The sequence below is a fragment of the Thalassovita sp. ABM4_323 genome (assembly GCF_056158665.1).
Genome location: NZ_JBSWTS010000007.1, coordinates 3,261,436 through 3,280,929, shown reverse-complemented (window position 1 = coordinate 3,280,929; position 19,494 = coordinate 3,261,436). Strand labels below are relative to the sequence as shown.

Annotated in this window: 23 protein-coding genes and 1 riboswitch; of the genes, 15 read left to right on the top strand and 8 right to left on the bottom strand. The window is 60.7% G+C overall.

Annotated features, from left to right (window positions below; all coding sequences use genetic code 11):
* Window positions 1-8: 8 nt before the first annotated feature.
* Complete coding sequence (locus ACXADQ_RS18705; RefSeq protein ID WP_475324772.1) at window positions 9-698, bottom strand: haloacid dehalogenase type II; 690 nt, start codon at window positions 696-698, stop codon at window positions 9-11.
* A gap of 168 nt (window positions 699-866) precedes the next feature.
* Here ACXADQ_RS18705 and ACXADQ_RS18700 point away from each other — a divergent pair, with 168 nt between their 5' ends.
* Window positions 867-1,295 (top strand): FKBP-type peptidyl-prolyl cis-trans isomerase, encoded by a 429-nt coding sequence (locus ACXADQ_RS18700; RefSeq protein ID WP_475324768.1) that lies wholly within the window; start codon window positions 867-869, stop codon window positions 1,293-1,295.
* Between the two features lie 96 nt (window positions 1,296-1,391).
* On the top strand, window positions 1,392-1,982 hold the full coding sequence (locus ACXADQ_RS18695; protein ID WP_475324764.1) for a hypothetical protein: 591 nt from the start codon (window positions 1,392-1,394) through the stop codon (window positions 1,980-1,982).
* Here ACXADQ_RS18695 and ACXADQ_RS18690 read toward each other — a convergent pair.
* The 3 genes from ACXADQ_RS18690 to irrA form a co-directional block, all read right to left on the bottom strand.
* Window positions 1,979-2,980 (bottom strand): GlxA family transcriptional regulator, encoded by a 1,002-nt coding sequence (locus ACXADQ_RS18690; protein ID WP_475324761.1) that lies wholly within the window; start codon window positions 2,978-2,980, stop codon window positions 1,979-1,981. The genes ACXADQ_RS18695 and ACXADQ_RS18690 overlap by 4 nt on opposite strands.
* Before the next feature lie 94 nt (window positions 2,981-3,074).
* Window positions 3,075-4,064, bottom strand: coding sequence for an NADPH:quinone reductase (locus tag ACXADQ_RS18685; RefSeq protein ID WP_475324757.1), 990 nt, complete (start codon window positions 4,062-4,064; stop codon window positions 3,075-3,077).
* Between the two features lie 83 nt (window positions 4,065-4,147).
* Window positions 4,148-4,570: an iron response transcriptional regulator IrrA gene (irrA, locus tag ACXADQ_RS18680; RefSeq protein WP_475324755.1), complete on the bottom strand. Its 423-nt coding sequence runs from the start codon at window positions 4,568-4,570 to the stop codon at window positions 4,148-4,150.
* A 206-nt stretch (window positions 4,571-4,776) separates the two neighbouring features.
* Here irrA and fabA point away from each other — a divergent pair, with 206 nt between their 5' ends.
* Window positions 4,777-5,286: a bifunctional 3-hydroxydecanoyl-ACP dehydratase/trans-2-decenoyl-ACP isomerase gene (gene fabA, locus ACXADQ_RS18675; RefSeq protein ID WP_475324752.1), complete on the top strand. Its 510-nt coding sequence runs from the start codon at window positions 4,777-4,779 to the stop codon at window positions 5,284-5,286.
* A 78-nt stretch (window positions 5,287-5,364) separates the two neighbouring features.
* Here the strand turns inward: fabA and ACXADQ_RS18670 are convergent, their stop codons facing one another.
* Entirely contained in the window at window positions 5,365-5,856 is a 492-nt protein-coding gene (locus tag ACXADQ_RS18670) for a nuclear transport factor 2 family protein (RefSeq protein WP_475324750.1), read from the bottom strand.
* Window positions 5,857-6,056: 200 nt separating this feature from the next.
* Between ACXADQ_RS18670 and ACXADQ_RS18665 the strand changes: the two genes are divergently transcribed.
* Window positions 6,057-6,443, top strand: a complete 387-nt coding sequence (locus tag ACXADQ_RS18665; RefSeq protein ID WP_475324746.1) for a winged helix-turn-helix transcriptional regulator — start codon at window positions 6,057-6,059, stop codon at window positions 6,441-6,443.
* 118 nt (window positions 6,444-6,561) lie between these two features.
* A complete protein-coding gene (fabB, locus tag ACXADQ_RS18660) occupies window positions 6,562-7,791 on the top strand; it encodes a beta-ketoacyl-ACP synthase I (protein WP_475324744.1) in 1,230 nt (409 codons plus the stop codon).
* A 15-nt stretch (window positions 7,792-7,806) separates the two neighbouring features.
* Here the strand turns inward: fabB and ACXADQ_RS18655 are convergent, their stop codons facing one another.
* Window positions 7,807-8,391 carry a hypothetical protein gene (locus tag ACXADQ_RS18655; RefSeq protein ID WP_475324740.1) on the bottom strand — a complete coding sequence of 195 codons (585 nt, stop codon included), beginning with the start codon at window positions 8,389-8,391 and terminating at the stop codon, window positions 7,807-7,809.
* A gap of 110 nt (window positions 8,392-8,501) precedes the next feature.
* On the opposite strand from ACXADQ_RS18655, the gene ACXADQ_RS18650 reads away from it, so the two are divergent.
* Together ACXADQ_RS18650 and ACXADQ_RS18645 are read left to right on the top strand one after the other, a co-directional pair.
* Window positions 8,502-8,951: a MarR family winged helix-turn-helix transcriptional regulator gene (locus ACXADQ_RS18650; protein ID WP_475324735.1), complete on the top strand. Its 450-nt coding sequence runs from the start codon at window positions 8,502-8,504 to the stop codon at window positions 8,949-8,951.
* A 37-nt stretch (window positions 8,952-8,988) separates the two neighbouring features.
* The gene (locus tag ACXADQ_RS18645; RefSeq protein WP_475324731.1) at window positions 8,989-9,777 is read left to right on the top strand and encodes an enoyl-ACP reductase FabI; all 789 of its coding nucleotides are present in this window, start codon (window positions 8,989-8,991) and stop codon (window positions 9,775-9,777) included.
* A 148-nt stretch (window positions 9,778-9,925) separates the two neighbouring features.
* Here the strand turns inward: ACXADQ_RS18645 and ACXADQ_RS18640 are convergent, their stop codons facing one another.
* Window positions 9,926-10,792: a glycosyltransferase family protein gene (locus ACXADQ_RS18640; protein ID WP_475324727.1), complete on the bottom strand. Its 867-nt coding sequence runs from the start codon at window positions 10,790-10,792 to the stop codon at window positions 9,926-9,928.
* Between the two features lie 115 nt (window positions 10,793-10,907).
* On the opposite strand from ACXADQ_RS18640, the gene miaB reads away from it, so the two are divergent.
* The 8 genes from miaB to metK all read left to right on the top strand — a co-directional run bounded on the left by miaB (window position 10,908) and on the right by metK (window position 18,840).
* Window positions 10,908-12,233, top strand: coding sequence for a tRNA (N6-isopentenyl adenosine(37)-C2)-methylthiotransferase MiaB (gene miaB, locus ACXADQ_RS18635; protein ID WP_475324723.1), 1,326 nt, complete (start codon window positions 10,908-10,910; stop codon window positions 12,231-12,233).
* A gap of 241 nt (window positions 12,234-12,474) precedes the next feature.
* Window positions 12,475-13,047 carry an OmpA family protein gene (locus ACXADQ_RS18630; RefSeq protein WP_475324719.1) on the top strand — a complete coding sequence of 191 codons (573 nt, stop codon included), beginning with the start codon at window positions 12,475-12,477 and terminating at the stop codon, window positions 13,045-13,047.
* A 22-nt stretch (window positions 13,048-13,069) separates the two neighbouring features.
* Window positions 13,070-13,390, top strand: coding sequence for a hypothetical protein (locus tag ACXADQ_RS18625; RefSeq protein WP_475324716.1), 321 nt, complete (start codon window positions 13,070-13,072; stop codon window positions 13,388-13,390).
* Window positions 13,391-13,542: 152 nt separating this feature from the next.
* On the top strand, window positions 13,543-14,553 hold the full coding sequence (locus tag ACXADQ_RS18620) for a PhoH family protein (RefSeq protein WP_475324714.1): 1,011 nt from the start codon (window positions 13,543-13,545) through the stop codon (window positions 14,551-14,553).
* Between the two features lie 63 nt (window positions 14,554-14,616).
* Window positions 14,617-15,123, top strand: coding sequence for an rRNA maturation RNase YbeY (gene ybeY / locus ACXADQ_RS18615; RefSeq protein ID WP_475324709.1), 507 nt, complete (start codon window positions 14,617-14,619; stop codon window positions 15,121-15,123).
* Between the two features lie 44 nt (window positions 15,124-15,167).
* Window positions 15,168-16,073 (top strand): hemolysin family protein, encoded by a 906-nt coding sequence (locus tag ACXADQ_RS18610; RefSeq protein WP_475324705.1) that lies wholly within the window; start codon window positions 15,168-15,170, stop codon window positions 16,071-16,073.
* Between the two features lie 6 nt (window positions 16,074-16,079).
* On the top strand, window positions 16,080-17,570 hold the full coding sequence (lnt, locus tag ACXADQ_RS18605; RefSeq protein ID WP_475324702.1) for an apolipoprotein N-acyltransferase: 1,491 nt from the start codon (window positions 16,080-16,082) through the stop codon (window positions 17,568-17,570).
* 33 nt (window positions 17,571-17,603) lie between these two features.
* Window positions 17,604-17,652: riboswitch (SAM-SAH riboswitch) on the top strand.
* Window positions 17,653-17,658: 6 nt separating this feature from the next.
* A complete protein-coding gene (metK, locus tag ACXADQ_RS18600; RefSeq protein ID WP_475324698.1) occupies window positions 17,659-18,840 on the top strand; it encodes a methionine adenosyltransferase in 1,182 nt (393 codons plus the stop codon).
* Between the two features lie 78 nt (window positions 18,841-18,918).
* Here the strand turns inward: metK and ACXADQ_RS18595 are convergent, their stop codons facing one another.
* On the bottom strand, window positions 18,919-19,335 hold the full coding sequence (locus tag ACXADQ_RS18595; protein ID WP_475324695.1) for a DoxX family protein: 417 nt from the start codon (window positions 19,333-19,335) through the stop codon (window positions 18,919-18,921).
* Window positions 19,336-19,494: the final 159 nt, after the last annotated feature.

The following is a 19,494-nucleotide window of genomic DNA, read 5'->3' as shown; positions in this document are numbered from 1 at the left end:
AGGTCCTCTTATGCGTGGGTGGCCAGATCCGGAATGCCGGACAAGTCAGTCAGAATATGATGTGGTTTGCCCGGCAGACGATCAACCGGATCACCGGCCCGATTGACCCAGGCCGTTGTGAACCCATAGCTGGCCGCCGCCGAGGCATCCCATCCGTTCGAGGACACAAACAGCACTTGCGACGGCGCGCAAGAGAAACGGTGCCCCACCAGGTCATAGACCCGGGCATCGGGTTTGAAATTGCCCACGGATTCAACGCTCAGGCTGTCCTCCAGCAAGTCCTCTAACCCGGCCGAACGCACCGCGCCCGCCAGCATGTCCGGCGAGCCATTGGACAGGATTGCGGCGGTCAGACCAGCCTGTTTCAACTGCTCTAGCATCGCGGGGACCTCGGGATAGGCGCTCAGTTCCCAATAAAGCGACAACAGGCGGTCGCGCAGGTCGGCATCGCCGTTCAGACCTGTGGCCTCCAACGCCCAGTCCAGCCCGTCTTCGGTCACTTGCCAGAAATCGGTGTATTGCCCGGTGATCGCCCGTAGCCAGCTGTATTGCAGCTGTTTCAGGCGCCAGTGCTCGGCCAGTTTGGGCCAGTGCTGCGCCAGGTTTTTGCGCCCCGGTTCTGCGGCGGCCTCGCGCGCGGCGGCGGCCACATCAAATAGCGTGCCATAGGCATCAAAGATGCAGGTCGTGATGGTCATGTTTGCTCCTCCCGGGGGCAGGGTCGCACGGCGGGCCCCATTGGCAAAGCCGAAATCGTAGCCCGTTTGCATTCCGCGGGGCGCGCCGTTAGGGTGCCCCCCAATTCGCACCCGAGCACCCGCATCCTGCGGCCTCTTGATACACCCCCTCTGATGACTGGAAATCTTATGACCGAAGTCAAATCGGGCGATACCGTCCGTATTCACTACACCGGCACGCTGGCCGATGGTTCGACCTTTGACAGCTCCGAAGGCCGCGATCCGCTGGAATTCACCGTTGGGTCTGGCCAGATCATCCCCGGTCTGGACAAGGCGCTGCCCGGCATGACCGTCGGCGAGAAAAAGACCGTCGAGATCGAGCCCGCCGAAGCCTACGGCGAAGCGCACCCTGATGCGATCCAGGCGATCCCGCGCTCGAACGTGCCTGCAGAAATCCCGCTGGAGGTTGGCCTGCAACTGCAAATGCAATCGCCCTCGGGTCAGGTTGTGCCCGTGACCGTGGTGGAAATCACCGAAGAAGAGGTCACCCTGGACGCAAACCACCCGCTGGCTGGCAAGGCGCTGACCTTTGCATTCGAGATTGTCTCGATCAACTGATCTGATCTGAATACCCAGAAAGCCCCGCCCTCGTGCGGGGCTTTTTGCGTTGGGCATCCCTTGGTATCATTCCCCTGTGCAGACCCGGAGGATGCCATGCCCAACACCGCCGAAACCCTGTTGGATAGAATTCGCGAACTTCAGGATGAATTCGAGCTCGAGCTTTCCAAACGGCGCGAGGCGTTCCGTTACCGGTTGGAAAACGGCCGTGTCGTCTGGGAAGTAGAGGCCCGCCGTCAACATCGAGCGCTCCGTGTGCGCTGGCTGGCGTTCTTGCGCCGGACCAGGCCAATGACGGTGATCACCGCGCCAGTGATCTATTCGCTGATCGTGCCCTTTGTGCTGCTGGATATCTTCGTCACCATTTATCACGCGATCTGTTTTCCGGCCTATGGCATCCCCAAGGTCCGCCGGTCCGATCATATCCGCATTGATCGTCATCATCTGGCCTATCTGAACGGGTTGCAGAAACTGAATTGCGTCTATTGTGGCTATTGCAACGGATTGCTGTCTTACGTGCGCGAAATTGCCGGTAGGACCGAGGCCTATTGGTGCCCGATCAAACATGCAGCCCGCGTCGATGGCACCCATGCCCACTACGGCAGCTTTCTGGAATACGGCGATGCGAACGGATTCGAGCACGGCATGACCCGCGCGCGCAATGATCTGAAAAAGCTAAAGGATTAGGTGCCGCGGAACTTGCTGGGCGAGACCCCAAACCGCGCGCGAAACCCCTTCAGAAAGGCCGAGTCCGAGGCAAATCCGCTGGCCAGCCCGACCTCGGTGATGCTCAAGTTGGTTTCGCGCAGCAACGCGCGGGCGTGATCCAGACGCAGCCCCCGATAATATTGCAGCGGGCTGGTGTTCAGGTATTTCACGAACAACCGTTCGACCTGTCGGCGCGAAACCCCCACTTGCTCGCACAGATCCGCCAAAGAGAGGGGCTCTTCGATATTGTCATGCATCAGGCGGCCGATTTCCACCAGCTTGGTGTTGCGCGACCCCAGCAACACACTGAGCGACGAGCGTTGATGCGCGTTCTGCGACCGGCGCCCGCCATAAACGCACATGTCCGCCACGGCCAAAGCGAATTGCGGGCCGAAATCCTCTTCGACCAGCGCCAGCATCATATCGGTCGAGGCCACGCCTCCGCCACAGGTCAGCACTTTGCCGTCGATCTCGTAAATCGCAGACGAGATATCCTGTTCAGGGAATTCCTCGCGAAAGGCAGGCTGGTTTTCCCAGTGTAGCGTGGCGCGCTTGCCGTTTAGCAATCCGGCGCGGGCAAGCGTGATCGCGCCCGTACAAATACCGCCAACGACACCGCCGTATTTTGCGTGCCGCCGCAGCGCCGACATGGTTTTATGCGAGGCGTCGAATTCATGCACCGTTCCGGCGCAGACAAAGGCGTGGGCATTTTGCGGAAAGGTATCAATGGCCATGTCCACGCTGACCGTCATGCCACAGGAACTGGTCACGGCCGTCCCATCCTCGGAATAGGCCCACCAGCGATACAAGGGCCGCTGCGCCAGTTGGTTGGCGATCCGCAACGGATCCAGCGCCGCACTAAAGGCCAGCAGCGTAAACTGCGGCAAAAGCAGAAACGCGAACTCGCGCGCGGTGCCGCGCGCGTTCACGTCAAAATACGCTGCGCCACGAGGGATGATGGGGCCTTCGGTGTTCATTGTTCGCGTGTGTCATTGGTGAATGCGTTCACCGCTTGTAGCACAGGGTCCGGCGGGGCGAAATCGGTTTCCAACGGGGCACAGCGCCCCGCGATCAGGCAAAGGAAATCAGAACGGCCCCCTGGCGATGACCGGCTTCGACAGCTTCATGCGCGGCTGCGGCCTGTTCGGGAGGGTAAGTCTGGTCGATGTCGACCTTCAGCGCGCCTTCGGCCAGGGCGGCGTGCAGTTGCATGATGGCCTTCAGCCGGTCCTCGTACGGGAGCAGATAGACCAATACGATCTGAAGGGTCACATGTTTGAACAACAGCTGGAAAAACGGCAGGTCGACCTCTCGTTTCTGGGCCGAGCCATAGGCCGCAACGGTGCCGCCTTCGGCGATCACCTCGGCGATCATGGCGATGTTCAGCCCGGCCTCGACCTCGACCACATGTTCGACAGGCTGGCCATTATTGGCGTCTTTGATCTGTTGCGCCAATGTCAGCGAGCGATAGTCCAGCACCGTATCGGCCCCGGCCTGGCGGACGCGATCGGCCATCGCGCGCGAGGCGGTGGCGATCACATGGGCACCTCCCCATTTCGCCAGTTGCACCGCCAGCAACCCAACGGTCCCTGATCCACCCGAGATCAACACCGTTTTGCCGCGCACCTCGCCCAGGCCGAAAACACAGTGGCAGGCCGTCAGACCCGGGATGCCCAACACCGCTCCGGTCTCCATCGAGACATCCTGGGGCAGGGGGACAGCCTGTTCCTGGGGCAAAGCGACATATTCTGCTGCTGATCCGTGCGCCCGTCGCCAGGCCGCGTTCCACAGCCACACCCGTTCGCCCACACGTGATTGAGGGACGCCTTCGCCAACGGACTCGATGATCCCGGCGCCATCGCTATGCGGGATGACCAACGGGTGTTCAGGGGTTGTCATGCCCGGGCGGGCACCGCCGCGCAGCTTTACATCCGAGGGGTTCACCCCGGACAGATGCACGCGTACCAGCACCTCGCCCGGCCCGGGTTGGGGTTTCTCCAGATCCTGCAATGTCAAAACGTCCTGTGCCGGACCCAGCTTGGTGTAAACCACGGCGCGCATGTCTTCCCTCCCCACTATGTGATGGGGATGGTAATGGCGTTCAGGGGGAAATCAATCCATGCTGGCGCACCGCGCGCGCAGGATCACTTGCGGCGCAAGCGGATCACGACATCAACGCTGGCGATTTCGGCACCGGCAGGGGCGTCCGGCAGTTGGGTGATCACCAGTTCGTCACTGGGCGCATCGGTCAGGGTACCGTCGTCTTCCCAGAAGAAGTGCGGATGTTCGTGGGTGTTGGTGTCAAAATAGCTGCGCGAGCCATCGACCGTGACCTCTTGCATCAGACCAGCCTGACAGAAGGCACGCAAGGTGTTGTAGACCGTCGCCAGTGACACGCTTTCGCCCTGATCACACACGGCGCCATACAGGCTTTCGGCGGTGACGTGGCGATCCTTGCCATCGCCCACCAAGAGCGCCGCCAATGTGGTGCGTTGCCGTGTGGGGCGCAATCCGGCCTCGGCCAGCCATGCAGCGCCACGGGTTTTTGCCTGTTCAGTCACGTTCATGTCACGGTTCCCATGCTTCACATGCTAATATAAGGGACCGAAGCAGGGAATTTCAAATGAAAATCGGTCGCAACTGGCACAGGCGACTTGAGGGCGACTTGGGGCGCCACTTTTGGTGCGACCACCGCGCGCCCTTGCAGGAGGGTTCAGCCCGGTGATAGAGGGGAGAGGAAACCAAGACCATAAAACAAGGGAATCCGCCTTCTATGTCGCAATATCCGAGCAGTTTTGACCGCGAAGACCTTCTGAAATGCGCCCGTGGCGAACTGTTTGGCGAGGGCAACGCCCAGCTGCCTGCACCGCCGATGCTGATGATGGACCGGATCACCGATATCTCGGGCGATGGCGGTGCGCATGGCAAAGGCCACGTCCTGGCCGAGTTCGACATCACCCCTGACCTGTGGTTCTTTGACTGCCACTTCCCCGGCAACCCGATCATGCCCGGCTGTCTGGGTCTGGACGGTCTGTGGCAGCTGACCGGCTTTAACCTGGGCTGGCGCGGCTGGCAGGGGCGCGGCTATGCGCTGGGCGTGGGCGAGGTCAAACTCAAGGGCATGGTGCGCCCCGACCGCAAGATGCTGACCTACAAAATCGACTTCACCAAGGCCGTGCAAACCCGCCGCCTGACCATGGGCGTCGCCGACGGCATCGTCGAGGCGGACGGCGAGGTCATCTATGAAGTCAAAGACATGAAAGTCGCTCTGAGCGAGAGCTGATCACTCTTCGGCGCACATGATTTCTGAAAACGGCGGTGCCATGGCTCCGCCGTTTTTTCGTTGGGGGTATTGGCCTGTTCAAAACGTCGGGTTGTCGTTGGCGATTGTGCCGCCCGAGATCAGGAACAGCAGGCGGGTGAAGAAATCGATGGGCTGAATCGCGTCCCAGTGCTCGCGCAGTTGACCGTCCTCAAGCCGGAAGGTGTCGGTGATGATAAAGCCCTTGCTTTCGTCCCCGCGATGTTTGGCCCTTAGCGTCGCATGAGAGTGCAGCACCACGATATCCCCGCTGGCGACGATGCGTTTGACGTTGAAAGAATAGTCGGGGAACCGCCCCGTGATCGTTTTGACATAGCCCAGCAGGCCCTCGATCCCGTCAGGGATAGCACGGTTATGTTGCGTGTAAGGGTCGCGATGGTTGCGTCGCGTCAGCTCGAAATCATGTTCGTTCATCAGATGCTGGAAAAACCCAACCACAGCGGCGGCGTTTTGGGTCTCCTGTTCGGTCCAATGGGGCTGTTTCAGGCTGTCAAAGGGGATCTGTGGGGCGGGCGTGCGAGTGGAGGTCATGTCCTGGCCTTTCTGCCAAAGTGCTTGGCTGTTTTTGATATAAAGTGTCTTTGCGCACTAAGTATTAAATCCGCACCACATGTCAATTACGCACTATTTTGATACTCGGTTACTTGAACCATACCGCAGACATCATGGGGCTTGAGCGAGGGCGGGGTGGTATGATAGCGTACTCAGGTATTCAAAACGGACCTAATCCAATGCTCCCCATCGGTGTCGAAAACAAAGCTGCGGCAGGTAACTGCTCGATCCGCTCCGTCCTGGCCAATGTCACGGGCAAATGGCGGATCATTCTGATACTGGCGCTTGAAGACGAACCCAAGCGGTTTGGCGAGCTGAAACGCTGTATCGGTGACATCACGCAGCGGGTTCTGACCGAAAACTTGCGTGCGCTTCAGCGCGATGGCTATTTGACGCGCACGGTGGATCCCGGCCCGCCTGTGGCCGTGTCCTACGAGCTCACACCGCTTGGGCAGGATGTCGTCGCGATGATGAAGCCGCTGGTGTTCTGGTCGCACGAGCATATGGACAAGGTCAAAAGCGCGCGGATGGACTATGATCGCGCGCAGGGCGAGACGGGATCGTAGCGGGTGAAGCAGCCCAATTTGTGCGATCTGACAGCCTCGCCGGATCCCGTCCCCAACCCATCTTGCACCTGCCCGCCCCAAGCCCTACTAAGGCAATAGCAAATAAGGGAGTGCTCGTATGCGCCGAGTAGTGGTCACCGGTCTGGGCGTTGTGTCGTCCATCGGGAACAATGCCGAAGAGGTTCTGGCCTCGTTGAAAGCCGGGAAATCCGGCATCACCGCCAATGAGGCGATGAAGGAACACGGGTTCCGCAGCCAGATCGCGGGCGATATCAAGCTGAACGTTGCCGATCACATTGACAAGCGCACGCTGCGTTTCATGGGGCCGGGCGCGGCCTATGCCCATATCGCGATGCAGCAGGCGATCGCGAACTCGGGCCTGGAAGAAACCGACATCGTGAACCCGCGCACCGGTCTGGTGGCCGGTTCGGGCGGTCCGTCGACCAGCGCCATGCTGACCGCGCATCAGACCGTGCTGAAAACCGGCGCCACCAAGCGGATCGGGCCGTTCGCCGTGCCCAAGGCCATGTGCTCGACCGTGTCGGCCAACCTGTCGACAGCCTTCAAGATCAAGGGCATCAACTATTCGATCACCTCGGCCTGTTCGACCTCGCTGCATTGCATTGGCAACGCGGCCGAGCAGATCATGATGGGCAAGCAGGACGTGATGTTTGCCGGTGGTGGCGAGGAACTGGACTGGACCCTGTCCTGCCTGTTTGACGCGATGGGCGCGATGTCCAGCAAGTATAACGACACGCCGGAACGGGCCAGCCGCGCGTTTGACGCGGATCGCGACGGGTTCGTGATCGGTGGTGGCGGCGGGATCGTCGTGCTGGAAGAGCTGAGCCATGCGCTGGCCCGTGGTGCCAAGATCTATGGCGAGGTCACCGGCTATGCGGCCACCTCGGATGGTCATGACATGGTGGCCCCCAGCGGTGAAGGCGGCGAGCGCGCGATGCGTCTGGCCCTGTCCACGCTGGGTGAGGACCGCAAAGTCGGGTATATCAACGCGCATGGCACCTCGACCCCCGTGGGCGATGTCGGCGAAGTTGAAGCCGTCCGCCGTATCTTTGGCGAAGGCAATGTTCCGCCGATCTCGTCGACCAAGTCGATGACGGGCCACAGCCAGGGCGCAACCGGCGCGCAAGAGGCGATCTACTGCCTGCTGGCGCTGCATAATGATTTCATCATCCCCTCGATCAACGTGGAAAATCTGGATCCCGGCATCAACGAGGGCGAGGTCGCGACCAAGCTTGTGGAAAATGCGGGCCTGGACACGGTGATGACCAACAGCTTTGGCTTTGGTGGCACCAATGGCTCGATGCTGATGTCCAGATATACCGGCTAAGCCCGCATCTTAGGTTTATCCAATCCCAGGCCGCCCGCTCAGGCGGCCTGTTGCCGTTAGGGCCAGGCTGATCAGCACCGCAGCCATACCAGCGGTGATCAACGCGAACTTCACCACCGCAAAGCCCGAGTAAGGCAGCGCCAGCCAGTCAGCAAAGCCCTGCGGATCGGCCAGCATCACAAAGCTGGTCAGATTCTCGAGCGCGTCCATGCTGGCGCCCCCAACGAATAGCAAAGCCGCGATCAGCCCCGCGCGATAGGCCCAGCTGCCATCCCGCCCGGCGCGCGCAATCAGGGTGCCCAGCAACAACCCGGTCAGCCCCAGCAGCGCCAGAAAGCCGAAATCGATCAGTTGGGTCTGATGGTAAACGTCCAGCGTGCCCTCGGACTGCATATGCGCATAGAACCCTTTGATCCGCGTGGCGTCAAAGGTGGTCTGGCCCGTCGCGTAATCCACCGGGTGCTTGCTGGCGGCATAGGAGGCATCCAGGGCTGCCTTTACCCTTTGAAAGCCAACGAAACTGGCCAGCGTCAGCGCGCCATGCGCCCAGACGGGCAGGGAGGTCGGGACAATCGAAATCAGTTTCAGAGCAATTTGCATGAGAATCTCCATTTGCATTCCATGGAATATAAATTACATTCCCCGGAATGAACTTCAAGCCCCAAGATTCAAAAAATGCGCGACGGTCCGATCAGACCCGCGACCAGATCATGGAATTGGTGACTCGTTTCGGGATTGCCTCGCAGCTGTATACCGGCGCGATTGAGCGGCGCTTGGCCCCGCATGGGCTGACCTTTGCGCAGCTGTCAGTGTTGTCGCATATGGCGCGTGTCGGCAAAGGCGGAGCCGAGGCGCTGCGCGTCACCCAGATCGCGCAGGCGGTCGAGGTCAACCAACCCGCCGTCACCAAGATGCTGACCAAATTCGAGGGCGCCGGGTGGGTGGCCTTTCAGAGCTCGGCCAATGATCGACGCGCCCGCGCCGCCAGCATCACCCCCGCCGGATTGGCCCATCTGGCGCAGGTCAGACAGTCCTTGTTTCCCGAACTTGGCCAATTTCTGGCCACCTGGGCCCCGGAAGAGCGCGAACGCCTGATACAAGACCTGCAAAGGCTGGGCAGCTTTCTGGAATCGCAACGCGGCCTTGACGCTCGGCGTTAAAACGGCCTAGTCAGCGGAAAGGGCAAGAGGAATAGACATGTCAGCACTTACCGGAAAACGCGGCCTGATCATGGGCGTGGCCAATGAACGCTCGATCGCCTGGGGCATCGCGAAAGCCATGGCCGAGGCAGGCGCCGAGCTGGCCTTTACCTACCAGGGCGAGGCTTTTGGCAAACGGCTAGAACCGCTGGCGGCCTCGGTCGGGTCCGATTTCATGGTGGACGTGGATGTGACCGACGATGACTTGCTGGATGCGGCTTTCGAGGGGCTGCAATCGCGCTGGGACAGCCTGGATTTTCTGGTGCATGCCATCGCCTATTCCGACAAGAACGAGCTGACCGGCCGTTTCATCAATACCTCGCGCGAGAACTTCAAGAATTCTCTGGATATCTCGTGCTATTCGCTGATCGAGGTGTCGCGGCGGGCCTATCCGATGATGAAGCCGAACGGCGGCACGATCCTGACGCTGACCTATGGCGGCTCGAACCGGGTGACGCCGAATTACAACGTGATGGGGGTGGCCAAGGCGGCACTGGAATCGGCGACGCGCTATCTGGCGAATGACTTGGGCCCAGATGGAATCCGCGTGAACGCCATCAGCCCCGGCCCGATGAAAACCCTGGCAGGCGCCGCGATTGGCGGAGCGCGCAAGACCTACAAACATACCGACCAGAACGCCCCGATGCGCGCCAATGCGACGCTGGAGGCCGTGGGGGGCACCGCTGTCTATCTGGCCTCGGATGCGGGCGCTTGTACCACGGGCGAGGTCATCCATGTGGATGGCGGGTTCCACGTGCTGGGGATGCCCCAGCCAGAGCATCTGTAAAGCGGGGCGCGCTGGCGCGCGCGCAGGATATCTCGGCCTTGCGGCCGAGGGGGTGGGGGCGTTGCCCCCGGCGCTGTGCGCCTCCCCCAGGGAATTTGGGCCAAGAAAAAGCCTGTGGTTTATAAGTGTTGGAGGACGTGGGGCAGGGTTAGAACCACTGACCCGGCTCCATCAGGCCCAGATCCAGTAGCTGACGGGAGTGCCATTCAAACGGGACTGAGTTGTGCCAGCGGAAGGTTTCGATCTCGAAGCTGGAGCCGGGATTGCGTTTGAGAGCCTTGGCGGTGCGAAATGAGCAGAGTGCGGCCGTCAGGTTGTGATGCCAGGGGCAGGAATAGGTATTGTATTCCGGAAGGTTGAACTGGTGGTTTTCCTGAAGCTCGAGGCCAGGGCGGGCGCGAAACAGCGAGATGCGGTCGATATTGCGGCGGGCCTGGGGGATGTGTTCCTCGAACCGCCAGCGCAGCCCGCCATAGAAGTCGAGCTGGCGTTCCAGGGGGCGGCCTGATTGGCTGTCGTTGCGGGCAAGGGCGTAATACCCCGTTTTGTCGATATAGGCCTGATCCAGATTGACCGCGTTTGGATGGGCCGCGAGATCCCCGGCATAGAGATCGATCACATAGGTCAGCATGCTGTCGCGGCGTTCTTCGCCATGGAAGGTCAGCATTTCCCCGATGCTGCGGTGCTCGCAAAAGGGAAACAGCAGGTATTCGGCATTGTAGCAGTAGAACAGCCAGTGTCCGGTGGTGAGGGGGAGGATGCGGTTGATGGCTTGGGTGGTGGCTTGGGTGCCCAGGCTTTCGAATGTGACGCGGGTGACGCGGCTGGACACGTCCTGGGCCAGGGCAAAGGCGTTGGGCATCAGGGCGATCACCGAGCCAAAGCCCAGGTCAAGATGATGGCGCAGGGTCGAGTCGATCTCGATCTCGTCCTCGCAGAAAATCAGTGCGATCGGGCCATTGGCCAAGGCGTCGCGCCCGTTTTGCAGGAAATCCTCAAGCCCTGAATACTGCATCTTTTTCCGTTCTTTTGCTTTGGGGATGAAGTTCCCCGAAATCCCCCCGCATTGCAAGGCGTGCTGAGTGTGGTATAGGCCTCCTCTTGAAAAAGCGTGCACAGGAACCCGGCCGATGAGCGACGTCAAGAAACTCTATATCAAGACCTATGGCTGTCAGATGAATGTCTATGACAGTGAACGCATGGCCGAGGTCATGGGCGGGCAGGGCTATGTCGAAACCAAGACGCCCGAAGATGCGGACATGATCCTGCTGAACACTTGTCACATCCGCGAAAAAGCGGCCGAGAAAGTGTATTCGGAACTGGGGCGGTTCAAGCCGCTGAAAGCTGCGAAACCTGATCTGAAAATCGGTGTGGCGGGTTGTGTGGCGCAGGCCGAGGGCGAAGAGATCATGGCGCGCCAGCCGCTGGTCGATCTGGTGGTGGGGCCGCAGTCCTATCACCGTCTGCCCGCGATGGAGGCCAAGGTCGATGCCGGGGAAAAGGCGTTGGACACGGATTTCCCCGAGGAAGACAAGTTTGAGAAGCTGAAAGGCCGCCCCAAGGCGCAGCGTGGCCCGACCGCGTTTCTGACCGTTCAAGAGGGCTGTGACAAATTCTGTGCCTTCTGCGTGGTGCCCTATACGCGCGGTGCCGAGGTCAGCCGCCCCGTGGATCGTATCCTGACCGAGGCCCAAGATCTGGTCGAGCGCGGCGTGCGTGAAATCACCATGCTGGGTCAGAACGTGAATGCGTATCACGGGGCAGGGCCGGATGGGGACTGGTCCCTGGCCAAGCTGATCTGGGCGCTGAATGACATTGATGGGCTAGAGCGCATCCGCTTTACCACCAGCCACCCCAATGACATGACAGATGACCTGATCGCGGCCCATGGTGAATGCGAAAAACTGATGCCTTACCTGCATTTGCCGGTGCAATCGGGCAGCAACAAGATCCTGAAACGGATGAACCGCAGCCACACCGCCGAAAGCTATCTGCGTCTGATCGAGCGCATCCGTGAGGCGCGCCCTGATATTCTGATGTCGGGCGATTTCATCGTTGGTTTCCCCGAAGAGACCGAGGAAGACTTTCAGGACACGATGGAGCTGATCCGGCAGGTGAACTATGGCCAGGCGTTCAGCTTTAAATATTCAACCCGTCCGGGCACGCCCGCGGCGGAGCGTGCGCAGGTGGACGAGGACGAGGCCAGCGATCGCCTGAAGCGCCTGCAAGCTCTGATCACCGACCAGCAGCGCGCGGTGCAGGACAGCATGGTCGGCCGCGAGGTGCAGGTTCTGTTTGAAAAGCCCGGTCGGCTCGACGGACAGATGGTCGGCAAATCCGAATACCTGCACGCGGTGCACGTGGCCAACGCCCAGACTCAGCGCGGCGAGATCGCCAAGGTGCGGATCATCGAAAGCGGCCCCAATTCCCTGGCCGGGGAAATCGTCAAAGGCTGATCCCGCTCGGCGCCGATCCTGCGTCAAAACGGCCCGGCCGATTTCCGTTTCATGAACATCGGACCGGCATATTTAGTATTGTTTCCCATTTTGACCCCATTATGGGGTTGAAATCCCTTCACAAGTTCCACTTCTCTGCTACACTACGGTCACAAGTATATGTCGGGGCCGGTATTTGCCTTCTTTTTGGGTCAACGAGTATCGCGCCTCTCTGGGGGAATTTAGGTAAAGGACAGGGGCTGTGGCGAATTTTCTTTCTAACACGCTTCGGGCGGCTGTTGCGGGCGCATTTGCTGCGGGGTTGGCCATCGCCAGTTCCGGTGCGGCGCAGGCTCAGCAACAGCGTACAGTGGTCGGCGAACGATATGTTCCGACGATCTGGATCGATCCCGATGGGTGTGAACACTGGGTGATGGATGACGGGGCCGAGGGGTACATGACCCCCCATACCAACCGTCAGGGTATTCCTGTCTGCCACCCGGTCAACGTGTGTGGCGTGATGAACTCGGATCAGCTGTTTGCAACCGACAGCTACCGCATCAATGCGGGCGGACGCGCGGCTCTTCAGAACTTCTTCCGGTCGTCTTCGGCGCGCGCCTACATCATCGCAGGCCACACCGACAGCCGTGCTTCGGATGAATATAACATGCGGCTCAGCTACAACCGCGCAAACTCGGTGGCGCGTGTCGCAGCCGGGGTTGGCGCCAAGATTGTTGACGTGCGCGGCTATGGCGAGCGGATGCCCAAGGTGCCCAACACCTCGGCCGCGAACATGCAGCAGAATCGCCGCGTTGAAATTATCTGCGTGAAGTGATCGAGCGAGGGAGTATCCAAAGATGAAACCGATCAAGATCGCCACCGCATTGTTGCTGGTTGCCTCGGTGTCCGCCTGTGGCACCACCTATGGCGGACATGCGCCGGTAGGCCGGGACAAAACCCGCGACCGTGGCACCGACGCCAAACACCTCAGCCAGCTGAAGGCCGGTATCTGGGTGGATCCCAATGGCTGTGACCACTGGATCATCGATGACGGGGTCGAGGGCTATCTGTCTGCCCGGCTTGACAAATATGGCAAGCCCGTCTGTTCCGGCGCGGCGCCTCCGGGTGTGGCCACCGGGCCCTTCAAGAAGGGCACGTTCATCGCCGATCCGCTGTGATCCGCGCTGCACATCAAATGCTTATCCAAAGGGCCGTCGGAACATTCCGGCGGCCTTTTTTGTCGCGTTTACGTGACAATCGCACACTACGGCTTGCGGAACGGTCTGCAACTTGCCACCATATCTGTACGGATTTGCCCAAGGAGACCTGATTGGCTACCAGCGTATTAACACCGCCCACCGATCCTGCCGCCCTGATCGAGACGCAGCTGGAATTTCCCGACAATCGACTGTTGATCGATCTGTGCGGAGAATATGATCGCAACCTGGCGCAGGTGGAGCAAAAGCTGTCTGTCCAGATCATCCGGCGCGGCAATCAACTGATCATCCATGGCGAAGAAACCGCCGTCGCCGAAGCCGCCGAAGTGCTGCAAGCGCTCTATGAGCGGCTCGAGGCCGGGCGCGAGGTCGAACATGGCGATATCGACCGCGAGATTCGCATGGGCGGCTCCGAAACCGACACCGGCGCGCGCGACGGCGATCAGCTGGAAATGTTCCGGGGCGGCAAGGTCGAAATCAAAACCCGCAAGAAGCTGGTCGAACCGCGCACCGACGCGCAAAAAGCCTATGTCCAAAGCCTGTTCGCGCACGAGCTGGCCTTCGGCATCGGCCCTGCAGGCACCGGCAAAACCTATCTGGCCGTGGCCGTGGGCGTGTCGATGTTCCTCAATGGCGATGTCGATCGCATCATCCTGTCCCGCCCCGCGGTCGAGGCTGGCGAAAAACTCGGCTATCTGCCCGGCGACATGAAGGACAAGGTCGATCCCTACATGCAGCCGCTCTATGACGCGTTGAACGACTTCCTGCCGGGCAAACAGGTCGCCAAGCTGATCGAGGAAAAACGCATTGAAATCGCGCCCCTGGCCTTCATGCGCGGGCGTACACTGGCCAACGCCTTCGTCGTCCTGGACGAGGCGCAGAACGCCACCTCAATGCAGATGAAAATGTTCCTCACGCGCCTGGGCGAAGGCTCGCGCATGGTGATCACCGGCGATCGCAGCCAGGTCGACCTGCCGCGCGGCGTCTCCTCGGGCCTGCATGATGCAGAACGGCTGCTGAACAACATCCAATCCATCAGCTTCAACTATTTCACCGCCAAGGACGTGGTCCGCCACCCCCTTGTCGCCGCCATCATCGAAGCGTATGAGGCCGACGAAGCCTGATCCCTTCTTTGCTCGGACAATACTCCGGGGGTGTGGGGGCTGGCCCCCACGCTGCGGTGAAACATGCTGACCGACACGATCATCGAAGACGACCGCTGGACCGCGGCGAACCTGCCCGCGCTGGCCGAAACCGCGGCACGGGCGGCCTTGTCGCATCTTTCGCTGGACCCGGACGACTTTGAAATCGCCATCCTGGCCTGTGATGATGCCCATATCGCCACGCTCAACGCTGATTTCCGCGACAAGCCAGTGCCCACAAACGTGCTCTCCTGGCCCTCGGACGAGCGCGGCGCTACGACCGATGGCGCGCGCCCCGACCTGCCAAACCCCGCAATCCCGGGCCTGCCCGAGGAACTGGGCGACATTGCCATCGCCTTTGAAACTTGCCAGCGCGAGGCAATTGAGGCGGGCAAATCCCTGGACCATCACCTGACCCATCTGATCATCCACGCCACCCTGCATTTGCTGGGCTATGATCATATCCGTGACAAGGATGCCACGTTGATGGAAGGGATCGAGACCGAAATACTTGGCAAAATGGGTATACCTGACCCATATTCACAACAGTAAGCGGCCTTTGCTAGTTTATCGCGCCGCATCATTGGAAAGGTAAAATGGGCGACAGCACCGACGGGTCCTCTATGGCAGCGCACAGCGCGCAGCCCGACGACCGACATACAAGCCAGCCCAAAACTGGCTTTTTTAGACGCGTAATCGGGGCGCTTAGCCCCTCGGATATGGGGGAAACCCCGCCAGAGGAAACCCCCAGCGCGACGCATTCCAACCATGGCCAGGTCCCCTTGGACATCACCTCGTTGCGCCGTATGCGCGTCGAGGATGTGGCGATTCCTAAGGCCGATATTGTCTCGGTTCCCGACAGCATCACCAAGGACGATCTGGTGACACTGTTCCGCGAAACCGGGCTTAGCCGTCTGCCGGTCTTTACCGGAACGCTGGACACGCCCATCGGGATGCTGCACCTCAAGGATTTTGCGCTCAGGCACGGGTTCAACGGCGATGGCAACGGGCAGATCGCGCTGCGCGATATGCTGCGGCCTTTGCTCTATGTGCCGCCCTCGATGCCGATTGGGGTGCTGCTCCAAAAGATGCAGACCGAGCGGCGCCACATGGCCTTGGTGATCGACGAATATGGCGGCGTGGATGGGCTGGTGACCATCGAGGATCTGATCGAACAGATCATCGGCGAGATCGAAGACGAGCACGACACCGAAGAGGCCGACCTGTGGATGCGCGAGCAAGAGGGTCAATATCTGGCCCAGGCCAAGTGCCCGCTGGACGAGTTCGAAGACGAGATCGGCCTATCCCTGACCGACGTGGACGAGGTCGACGAAGAGGAAATCGACACCTTGGGCGGGTTGGTCTTCATGCTGTCGGGCCGGGTGCCGGTGCGCGGCGAGATCGTCAAGCACCCTGCTGGCCCCGAATTCACCGTGATTGATGCCGATCCCCGCCGGATCAAGCGCTTGCGCGTGCGCGTGCCCGGGCTGGCCAAGGGCTGACCCGCGATGCGACTGCCGCTGATCCTGCGACTTTTGCCGCTGATGGCGTTGGGGGCGGTCGCGGGGCTGGGGCAGGCGCCCTTTGATCTGTGGCCCCTAACGATGCTGGCCTTTGGTGCGGCTGTGGTCGTGTTGTCGAAATCCGACCGCTGGCAGAGCGCCGCCTGGCAGGGGTGGGCCATTGGAACCGGGTATTTTGCGCTGTCCCTGATCTGGATCGTGCAGCCATTCTTGGTGGATCCGCTCAGACACGGCTGGATGGCACCGTTTGCGCTGGTGCTGATGGCGGGCGGGTTGGCGCTGTTCTGGGCCTTGGGCTTTGCCGTGGCCCAGATTGTCGGACGCAGCGCCTTGGCGCTGGTTGGCGCGTTGACCCTGGCCGAGATCATCCGATCCTATGTCTTTACCGGCTTTCCCTGGGCGCTGCCGGGCCATGTACTGGTGGACTCGCCCTTGGCCCAGGTGGCCATTTGGGGCGGTGCGCATGGGCTGGGCCTGTTGGTGATGTTGGGCGGACTGACCGTCGCGGCGTTGTGGCACCGCCAATGGGGACAGGTGTTGTTGGGCGTTGGAGTGCTGGCAGGCGCGTGGGTCTGGGGCTCGGCGCGGCTCGAGGTGACGTCCATCACCACCGAAGGCCCGGTTTTGCGTCTGATCCAACCCAATGCGCCACAGCATCAAAAATGGGATCCCGCCTATACCCCGATCTTTTTTCAGCGACAGGTGGGCTTTACCGCCGCCGAGGCCGCAAAACGCCCCGATCTGATCGTCTGGCCCGAGACGGCTTTGCCGCTGGCGCTGGAAGACGCCGGGCCGGTGTTCCAGCGGATTGCCGGGGCCGCAGGGGCGCCTGTTCTGCTGGGCATTCAACGCTTTGACGGGCCCAGGATGTTCAACGCCGCTGTATTGCTGACCCCCAAAGGCGCAGTTCAGCAGGTCTATGACAAGCATCACCTTGTGCCCTTCGGCGAATACTTGCCCTTTGGGGATGTTCTGTCGGATTTCGGGCTAAAAGGCTTTGCTGCGCGCGATGGCAACGGGTTTGCGGCCGGTCCGGGGCCGCGTTTGCTGGACCTTGGGACGCATATCGGATCCGCGCTGCCGCTGATCTGTTACGAGGCCGTGTTCCCCAACGATATCAACGCCGCGCCTGACCGGCCTGCGCTGCTGTTGCAAATCACCAATGACGCGTGGTTTGGCACCTTTTCCGGGCCGTATCAGCACCTGGCGCAGGCGCGTTTGCGCGCGATCGAGCAGGGCCTGCCCCTGGCTCGGGCGGCCAATACGGGGGTCTCGGCGATGATTGATCCATTGGGGCGCGTCACAGCACAAATCCCGCTGGGGCAGGCGGGCTATGTGGATGCGGTTTTGCCCAAGCCCGGCACTCCGACGCTGTATCGCCAGACGGGGGATTGGGCGGTTTTGGCACTGGCCTGGTTGCTTCTTGTTGCGTCAGCATTAGGTGTCGGCAGACCCCCGCGCACAAAAGCCCGTTGACCCCGGCACAACCTGCGCGTAACCAAGAGATATTCCCTGTCACAACGGCTTCCTGACGTGGCGGGCAGACACCATTGGAGCACTTTTCATGTCCCGACAGAACTACACTTTTACTTCCGAATCCGTTTCGGAAGGCCACCCCGATAAGGTCTGTGACCGGATTTCCGACGCGGTGCTGGATGCCTTCTTGGCCCAGGAACCCGAGGCGCGCGTCGCCTGCGAGACCTTCGCGACCACCAATCGCGTTGTGATCGGCGGCGAGGTCGGCCTGTCGGACCAGTCCAAGCTGACCGAATACATGGGCAAGATTGACCAGATCGCCCGCGATTGCATTCGTGACATCGGCTATGAACAGGACAAGTTCCACTGGGAAACGGTTGAGATCACCAACCTGCTGCACGAACAATCCGCGCATATTGCGCAGGGCGTTGATGCGGCCGAAAACAAGGACGAGGGCGCGGGCGATCAGGGCATCATGTTCGGATACGCCACCAATGAAACGCCCGACCTGATGCCGGCCCCCATCCAGTATTCTCATGCGATCCTGCGCCGTCTGGCCGAGGCACGCAAATCCGGCGCAGAACCGACCCTGCGCCCGGATGCGAAATCTCAGCTGTCGGTGCGCTATGTGGATGGCAAACCTGTGGGGGTCAGCTCGATCGTGTTGTCGACTCAGCACGCGGATGAAAGCCAAAGCAGCGATGACATCCGCGCCATTGTCGAACCCTATATCCGCGAAGTTCTGCCCGAGGGCTGGATCGACGCCGAAACCGTTTGGCACGTGAACCCGACCGGCAAATTCGTGATCGGCGGCCCCGATGGGGACGCAGGCCTGACCGGGCGCAAAATCATCGTGGATACCTATGGCGGTGCGGCCCCGCATGGGGGCGGTGCGTTCTCGGGTAAAGACCCGACCAAGGTGGACCGCTCGGCCGCCTATGCTGCGCGCTATCTGGCGAAAAACGTGGTGGCGGCCGGTCTGGCGGATCGCTGCACCATTCAGCTGAGCTATGCCATTGGCGTGTCGCACCCGCTGTCGATCTATGCGGATCTGCACGGCACCGGCACCGTTCCCGAGGCATTGATCGAGGCCGCGATCCCCAAGGTCATGGATTTGACCCCGCGCGGCATCCGCACCCATCTGAGCCTGAACAAACCCATCTATCAACGTACCGCGGCCTATGGCCATTTCGGGCGCCAGCCGGATGCGGATGGCGGGTTCAGCTGGGAAAATACCGATCTGGGCGAGGCGCTGAAGCAAGCGCTTTGATGTGCCCACGCAGATCGCGATTTTGTACAAAGCGAAGGCCCTGCCAAGGCAGGGCCTTCGTCATGTTCGTGACCGTCTTTAGGTATCGGCCGGCTTCTTTTTCTCATCCAGAGAATAAGCGCCAGCCCCCAGCGCGGTGACCATCAGCATGCCGCCCGCGATTGACACGTTCTTCATGAAGTTGATCATCTGAGACTGAGCCTCCATCCCTTCCAGTCCCATCGACGGGATCAGGTGGAACAGCAGACCAGACAGCAAGCTGAATCCGGCCAGCAGGAACGCGACCAGACGGGCGCGATAGCCCAGCACCAGCAGAATGCCGCCGCCGAGTTCGGTCAGGATGACAAGTGGCAACAAGGCACCGGGCACGCCCATGGCCTCCATATAGCCTTGGGTTCCGGCATAGCCGGTAATTTTCTGAGCGCCAGCCATGATAAAGATAAAGGCCAGCAGAATGCGCCCTGCGGGCGCCGCAAGTGAGATGAGTTGGTTCAAGGATCGTCCCTCCAGTTGTCAAAATGGCTCTTTTTGGCCATGTGGCGGCAGTGTGCGGCACGGGTCTGAGGTCGAGAACCCTTCATATCCGCACATGATCTGTGCGAATATGCTAAATTTTTAGGCGCTATAAGGCGGCCATGAATGTGATCGGCAGCC

Coding starts and splice junctions, on each gene's coding strand:
- ACXADQ_RS18705 (WP_475324772.1), bottom strand. CDS start 698: ATGACCATCACGACCTGCATCTTTGATGCCTATGGCACGCTATTTGAT.
- ACXADQ_RS18700 (WP_475324768.1), top strand. CDS start 867: ATGACCGAAGTCAAATCGGGCGATACCGTCCGTATTCACTACACCGGC.
- ACXADQ_RS18695 (WP_475324764.1), top strand. CDS start 1,392: ATGCCCAACACCGCCGAAACCCTGTTGGATAGAATTCGCGAACTTCAG.
- ACXADQ_RS18690 (WP_475324761.1), bottom strand. CDS start 2,980: ATGAACACCGAAGGCCCCATCATCCCTCGTGGCGCAGCGTATTTTGAC.
- ACXADQ_RS18685 (WP_475324757.1), bottom strand. CDS start 4,064: ATGCGCGCCGTGGTTTACACCAAGCTGGGTCCGGCACAGGACGTTTTG.
- irrA (WP_475324755.1), bottom strand. CDS start 4,570: ATGAACGTGACTGAACAGGCAAAAACCCGTGGCGCTGCATGGCTGGCC.
- fabA (WP_475324752.1), top strand. CDS start 4,777: ATGTCGCAATATCCGAGCAGTTTTGACCGCGAAGACCTTCTGAAATGC.
- ACXADQ_RS18670 (WP_475324750.1), bottom strand. CDS start 5,856: ATGACCTCCACTCGCACGCCCGCCCCACAGATCCCCTTTGACAGCCTG.
- ACXADQ_RS18665 (WP_475324746.1), top strand. CDS start 6,057: ATGCTCCCCATCGGTGTCGAAAACAAAGCTGCGGCAGGTAACTGCTCG.
- fabB (WP_475324744.1), top strand. CDS start 6,562: ATGCGCCGAGTAGTGGTCACCGGTCTGGGCGTTGTGTCGTCCATCGGG.
- ACXADQ_RS18655 (WP_475324740.1), bottom strand. CDS start 8,391: ATGCAAATTGCTCTGAAACTGATTTCGATTGTCCCGACCTCCCTGCCC.
- ACXADQ_RS18650 (WP_475324735.1), top strand. CDS start 8,502: ATGGAATTGGTGACTCGTTTCGGGATTGCCTCGCAGCTGTATACCGGC.
- ACXADQ_RS18645 (WP_475324731.1), top strand. CDS start 8,989: ATGTCAGCACTTACCGGAAAACGCGGCCTGATCATGGGCGTGGCCAAT.
- ACXADQ_RS18640 (WP_475324727.1), bottom strand. CDS start 10,792: ATGCAGTATTCAGGGCTTGAGGATTTCCTGCAAAACGGGCGCGACGCC.
- miaB (WP_475324723.1), top strand. CDS start 10,908: ATGAGCGACGTCAAGAAACTCTATATCAAGACCTATGGCTGTCAGATG.
- ACXADQ_RS18625 (WP_475324716.1), top strand. CDS start 13,070: ATGAAACCGATCAAGATCGCCACCGCATTGTTGCTGGTTGCCTCGGTG.
- ybeY (WP_475324709.1), top strand. CDS start 14,617: ATGCTGACCGACACGATCATCGAAGACGACCGCTGGACCGCGGCGAAC.
- ACXADQ_RS18610 (WP_475324705.1), top strand. CDS start 15,168: ATGGGCGACAGCACCGACGGGTCCTCTATGGCAGCGCACAGCGCGCAG.
- lnt (WP_475324702.1), top strand. CDS start 16,080: ATGCGACTGCCGCTGATCCTGCGACTTTTGCCGCTGATGGCGTTGGGG.
- metK (WP_475324698.1), top strand. CDS start 17,659: ATGTCCCGACAGAACTACACTTTTACTTCCGAATCCGTTTCGGAAGGC.